The organism is Vescimonas sp. (assembly GCF_057856985.1).
This window is the reverse complement of record NZ_DBLZXX010000042.1, coordinates 1-1,541: the sequence shown is the minus strand read 5'-3', so window position 1 is coordinate 1,541 and position 1,541 is coordinate 1. Positions and strand designations below refer to the sequence as shown.

At 66.5% G+C, this 1,541-nt stretch carries 1 protein-coding gene; it reads left to right on the top strand.

All coding sequences use genetic code 11. The annotated features are described in order from the left end of the window. Positions 1–126 precede the first annotated feature (126 nt). The coding region (locus tag ACZM22_RS11130) for a cell division protein FtsQ/DivIB (protein ID WP_489544119.1) at positions 127–1,541 on the top strand (1,415 nt) is incomplete at its 3' end.

Below are 1,541 nucleotides of genomic sequence, written 5' to 3'. Positions count from 1 at the left end.
GAGATGGGCCGCAATGCCCGGAGCCTGTCGGTGGACGACAGCCTGGACCGCATTGCGGATGCCCTGCTCAAGCTGGTCAAGACCCCGTAACGGAAGGAAAAAACAGAGGAAAGGAGGTGCAGCCGGATGCCGCAGAATGACCGGAACAGCCGGAATCGCAAGCGCCGCCGGGCCTACGATCAGGCCCGGGATGACCGGCGCGGCGGGCAGAGCACCCAGCGCCGCAGCAGCGCGGGTGCTGGCAGTGACCTGGGGTACAGCGGGTACGCAGGATATTCCTCCGGCGGCCACCCCATCACGAACCCCAATTATGACCCCGATGCGCCCCGCCCCAGCCGGTACACGGAGCGCACGGTGAACTACGGCTCCTACCCGGATAACAGCATCACCTTTCCCACCGGCGGGCGGAGCAGCCAGAGCGGCGCACAGCGCCCCCGCAGCGGGCAGAGCGGCCAGCGGCGCACCTCCGGGGGCAATCAGCGGAACCGCCGCCCGTCTGGCGGCCAGAACCGGAACGCCCAGCGCCGCCCGCAGAACGCCCAGAGCCGCAGCGGCCAGCGGATGCGGCCGGTGCAGGGGCAGAACGCCCGGCGTGACCCCGTCCGGCGGGAGGGCAGGAAAAAGCGGAAGCTGACCCGGGCCGCCATCCGGCGGCGCAGGCTCATGCGGCGGCTCACGGCCCTTGTCATGCTGCTCTGTGTCATCGGCGCGGGGGTCTACCTCACCGTGACGATGCTGTTCAAGATCAGCTCCATTCAGGTGCAGACAGCGGACGGTGTGGTGCAGGAGGCCGGCGGCTATACCAGCGACCAGATCCTGCAGGCGTTGGATGTCCATCTGGAAGAGAATATCTTCAGTTTTGATCCCGGCAGCAAGGCCGCCGCGCTGGAAAAAGTGTTCCCCATGCTGGAGGATATCCGGGTGGAGCGGGATTACCCCGGCACCGTGGTGGTGCGGGTAACAGAAGCCCAGCCTGCCTGGGCCATGCAGACCTCCTCCGGCTGGCTGACCCTCTCAGGCGGCCTGAAGATCCTGGAGAAGGATTCTGCCCAGCCTGCCGGTCTGCCCACTCTGTACGGCGGCGAACCGGTCTCTGCCGAGCCCGGCGAACAGCTGACCTTTGCGGCGGAGCCCAAGGCCGACAGCACCCCGGACAGCACCCCGGACAGCGCCGCCGACAGCAGCGCCTCCGGCACTGTTGAGGAGGAGGCGGACCAGCGGCTGGAAAGCCTGAACACCCTGCTGGCTGCGCTGGATGCCGCAGGCATGAGCGCCGACGTGACCCGCATCGAGTTTGCGGATGTGGACGAGATGGCCTTCCTCTATCAGGACCGCATCAGCGTCTGGCTGGGCACCCTGAACGAGCTGGAATATAAGCTCAAGCTGGCAAAGCACGTCCTGCTGAATGAGGACGGCAAGGGCTGTGCCGCGACCGACACAGGAAAGCTGGACTTCACCCATATCAGCATGTCCAGCACCCGCAAGTTCACCTTTGCACAGGGTGAGCCGGAGCTGCCCTCCGGCTACATCTTGCCTGAACC